Annotated in this window: 5 protein-coding genes; 1 reads left to right on the top strand and 4 read right to left on the bottom strand. The window is 64.3% G+C overall.

All coding sequences use genetic code 11. The features are described 5' to 3' along the window. From KAZ48_09550 to KAZ48_09540, 3 genes are all read right to left on the bottom strand, one after another. Positions 1-560 (bottom strand): phosphoenolpyruvate carboxykinase (locus KAZ48_09550; protein MBP7973033.1); only part of this gene is annotated, 560 nt, incomplete at its 3' end. A 205-nt stretch (positions 561-765) separates the two neighbouring features. Further along, the gene (locus KAZ48_09545; GenBank protein MBP7973032.1) at positions 766-1,683 is read right to left on the bottom strand and encodes a DUF2510 domain-containing protein; all 918 of its coding nucleotides are present in this window, start codon (positions 1,681-1,683) and stop codon (positions 766-768) included. Between the two features lie 44 nt (positions 1,684-1,727). Beyond that, the gene (locus tag KAZ48_09540) at positions 1,728-2,273 is read right to left on the bottom strand and encodes a DUF2510 domain-containing protein (protein ID MBP7973031.1); all 546 of its coding nucleotides are present in this window, start codon (positions 2,271-2,273) and stop codon (positions 1,728-1,730) included. A gap of 158 nt (positions 2,274-2,431) precedes the next feature. Here KAZ48_09540 and KAZ48_09535 point away from each other — a divergent pair, with 158 nt between their 5' ends. Continuing rightward, positions 2,432-3,196 (top strand): class II aldolase/adducin family protein, encoded by a 765-nt coding sequence (locus tag KAZ48_09535; protein ID MBP7973030.1) that lies wholly within the window; start codon positions 2,432-2,434, stop codon positions 3,194-3,196. A gap of 71 nt (positions 3,197-3,267) precedes the next feature. Here KAZ48_09535 and KAZ48_09530 read toward each other — a convergent pair. Continuing rightward, the coding region (locus tag KAZ48_09530; protein MBP7973029.1) for a hypothetical protein at positions 3,268-3,897 on the bottom strand (630 nt) is incomplete at its 5' end.

Raw genomic sequence — 3,897 nt, 5'->3', positions numbered from 1 at the left:
GGCTCCAGCGGGGCACCAACCGAATGCAGAGCGGGAACGAAGTCGCCGTCCTCGCCGATGATGTCCAGTGCGGCTTGACCCATGCGGGTCATGATGCGCATGTTGACCACGACGTAGGCCGAGTCGGTGAGTTCAACGCCAAGCTGCGAGATCCGCGACCCGAGCGGACCCATCGAGAACGGCACGACGTACATCGTGCGGCCCTTCATCGAACCGGCAAAGAGAGTCTTGAGCTCCTGCCGCATCTCGAACGGATCCCGCCAGTTGTTGGTCGGGCCAGCGTCTTCCTCGTTGAGCGAGCAGATGAACGTGCGATCTTCGACGCGGGCAACGTCAGAAGGGTTGGAACGGGCCAGGAACGAGTTAGGACGCTTCTCTTCGTTGAGCCGGGTGAAGGTTCCTGAGTCAACCAATTCCTGGGTGAGGCGATCCCACTCCTCCTGGGAGCCGTCGCACCATTCGATCCGATCCGGCTGGGTCAATTCGGCGACTTCCTGCACCCATTCCAGCAGCTTCTTGTTCTTGGTCGGCGCGTCGGCAAAGCCGGGGGTCGAGGTCATAGTGATCGGCTCCAGAGGTCAGTGCGCGCCGGGTCGCGCGCGGATCGGGCACGTTGGCGAGGTCGCAGAAAGTGAGCGACGCCAGAGCTCCAGCGCCGCATACGAGCTGTACCCCTACGGTGGTGCCTCTGCGTCTAAGGGTGCCCTATCGAACGCGTGTTGGCAGCATCGGGTCACAAAATAGCGCGAATGCGACACACGAATTCTAGGAATTGAGCAGCTTGGCTTTCTGCGCCGCGAACTCCTCGTCGGTCAGCAGACCCTCGTCGCGCAGGGCCGCGAGCTTGCGCAACTCCGCACCGAGATCGCGGGCCGCAGCAGGCGCCGATTCCGCAACCGGGGACGGCGCGGGCGCGGCAGCTGTCGGCGGAGGGGTCGCATAGTGGATGTACTGACTATTGCGCTCCATATTCTTGGCCAAACGCGCCTCGCTGATCAGCGGCATCAGCAGGTCGCGCAGAGCATGTGGGCCCTCGATGTTGTCCAGCACCACTTGCCCTGCGCGCGCCCCACCGGACGCTTGCCCGGTGAAGTTCCCCAGGTTGAAAAAGTCCGCATCCTTGTTGGCCAGGCTCGCGTCCTCGAGAATCAGCACGACGTCGCCGATTTCGGTCCCGGACTGGAACATGCTTTGGCGCACATCGACATCTTTGACCGCCCACAACGGCACATTCTCTGACTTGGAACCGAAGACCCCGCTGTCGATCCAGACGCGGTCTTTGGTTAGTCGGTAGAAGGCCGAGGACATCCCGGTCAGCTTGGTGGTGGTGGTCCTGCTCTCCCCCATCCACAACGTGTTCGGGTCGTTCTCGTACTGCTGGCGCCGGGCGGTGGATTTGTCGCCCGCAGTCGACTTCGCCTGGTCCACCATGGACTTGCCCTGATCGGCGGCCTGGGTTGCGGCCGCTTTGACCTTGTCCATCCAGCCCCCGCCTGATTTTGCCGGTGCTGGCGGAGGTGGTGGTGGCACTGCGGCCGGTGGCGGTGGCGGGAAATCGTCGGTCGGGACGCTGGTCCCGCTCACACCGCCGTCGGAGACGTGGTCGGTCCAACTTGAGCCGTCCCAGTAGCGCAGTTCGTGATCGCCACTAGGGTCTGCCAGCCATGCTGCTGCAACGCTCATGTCAGTTCTCCATTCCGACTCAGGATTCCCTCGCGGTCACGGTGTTAAGGCCTGAGCAGCTTTGCTCGTTGTGCTGCGAACTCGTCATCGGTCAGGACGCCCTGAGAGTGCAGGTCACTGAGTTGGCGCAGTTGATCTGCGGCGGGTTGCGATGCCGCTTCTGGTGCTGCGGGCGGTGCGCCTGGTGCTGCGGGCGGTGCGCCTGGTGCTGCGGGCGGTGCGCCTGGTGCTGCGCCCGGTGCGCCTGGTGCCTGTTGCGCGGCAGCGGCTTGCGCCTCCCGCTGGGCGCGCCACTGGGCGTTCTGGTCGCTGATGGCATCGGATGCGGAATCGACGGCTGCGGAGGCCGTTGTCGCAGCTTGCGTCGCCGCGTCCTTCACCCTGTCCATCCAGCTCCCGCCCGTGGAGGCCGCTGGTCGAGCAACTGGGTTGGCAACAGCATTCGCGATGGGGTCGGCGGAGACAGCACCCGCATCGGAAACGTGGTCAGTCCATGCGCCGCCATCCCAATACCGCAGTTGGTGACGTCCGGTGGGATCTGCAAACCATCCTGCTGCCGAGGTCATGTGCTCCTCCAAGTGATGGGACATCTGTGCCGACGGTGACTACGTTCGCCCAAGTTCGGACAAGTCTGGCAGCTTCGCTGTCGGAATGACAGTGGACCATTGTTTGCTACCGGATTCCGTGGACACTTCAGCCGTGTTGGTGCACGCTGGCAGGTGAAACGAAATACCCACCGGAGGTTGCCGTGACCGAGATCCGCCCATTCCACATGTTCCCGTCGTTCGAGACCGTCGACGAGGAGCGCCAACACCGAAAGCAACGACTCGCTGCTGGCTTCCGGCTGTTTGCCAAGTTTGGCTACGACGAGGGGACTGCTGGGCACATCACCGCGCGCGATCCGGAGTTCCCGGACAGCTTCTGGGTCAACCCGTTCGGGCTCGACTTCTCGATGTTGCGCGCCAGTGACCTGATGCGCGTCAACGATGCCGGCGAGATCGTCGAAGGCGATCGCCCGCTGAATGCCGCGGCGTTTGCGATCCACTCCCAGGTTCACGCTGCCCGGCCGGAGGCAGTGGCTGCCGCACACAGTCACTCCATGCACGGTAAGTCCCTTGCCGCCATGCACGAGGTCATCTGGCCGATCACCCAAGACGCCTGCGCCTTCTACCAAGATTGCGCGCTACTCGATGACTACACCGGGGTCGTGCTTGACATCGAGGAAGGCAAGCGAATCGCGGCAACACTCGGCGACAAGAAGGCAATCATCCTTGCCAACCACGGTCCGCTCACGGTCGGCACCAGCGTCGAATCTGCGGTCTGGTGGTTCATCACCTTGGACCGCAGTGCTCAGTCGCAGTTGATCTCGATGGCGGCTGGCGGCCCCAAGCTCATTGATCCTGAGAATGCTGCCGTGACCTACAACCAGATCGGCAACGAGCTCGCGGGGTGGTTCCAGGCGCAGCCGATGTTCGATCGGATCGTGAAAGAACAACCGGACCTCCTTGACTAGCGCGCTCCCCCGGTGGCGACGGCGCGCGGCTGGCCCTCGTTCGGCCCCTCGTTGATCGCAGCGGCCCGGTACTACGCGGCCTCGACACTTGCCACTGAGGTCGCCGCGCGGTAGTCGGACTTGGCACCTACAAGTTCCTTGCGGTACTCCTCCCGCGCAAGGCCCAGTGAGGCGCGGAAGAACGCCGTCGCGTCGGCCGTCGCTTCCCGATAACTGCGCTGAGCCTCGACCCGGGCGATCCCGGTGTCATTGACCGATCCCGCCCGGGACAGTGCCGCCCTGAGCGTCGCGCGCGACGGCGCTGTCACTGATCGGTGAATCGAGCGAGCACGCTGAACGGCCGCTTGGTACGTGGCCGTTGCGGCATGCGTCGCGGTGCGCGCGCGGGCGTTGGCCACAACGGTGGGTTGCGCACCCACGGCACGTAGGTAAGCCACCCGCGCCTGCTCCACGCGCAAGGCGTAACGCTTGTGCGCATCGGAAAGCTCTCGGTCACATTCGATCGTGTGGGTCAGGGTTGCCTCACCGTACGACTCTCGAAGCTGGCGCACGGTCGCCTTGGACGGGGCCTGAGCTAACTCCTGGTGCATCGCGTAGTGCAACGGGGACACCGACGAGCGGTACTTGGCCGTCGCCGAGGAACGCGCCTGTCGCAGCTCGGTGCGCGCGGCACGGAGTGTCTGGCGGAATGCCGACCGACT

The sequence above is a fragment of the Candidatus Nanopelagicales bacterium genome (assembly GCA_018003655.1).
Lineage (GTDB): Bacteria > Actinomycetota > Actinomycetes > S36-B12 > UBA10799 > JAGNDY01.
The sequence above is the reverse complement of the archived record's forward strand: the minus strand, read 5'-3'. Positions and strand labels throughout refer to the sequence as shown.

Excerpts from the sequence above, each read along its gene's own strand:
- KAZ48_09545 (MBP7973032.1), bottom strand. The coding sequence starts at position 1,683 with ATGAGCGTTGCAGCAGCATGGCTGGCAGACCCTAGTGGCGATCACGAA.
- KAZ48_09540 (MBP7973031.1), bottom strand. The coding sequence starts at position 2,273 with ATGTCCCATCACTTGGAGGAGCACATGACCTCGGCAGCAGGATGGTTT.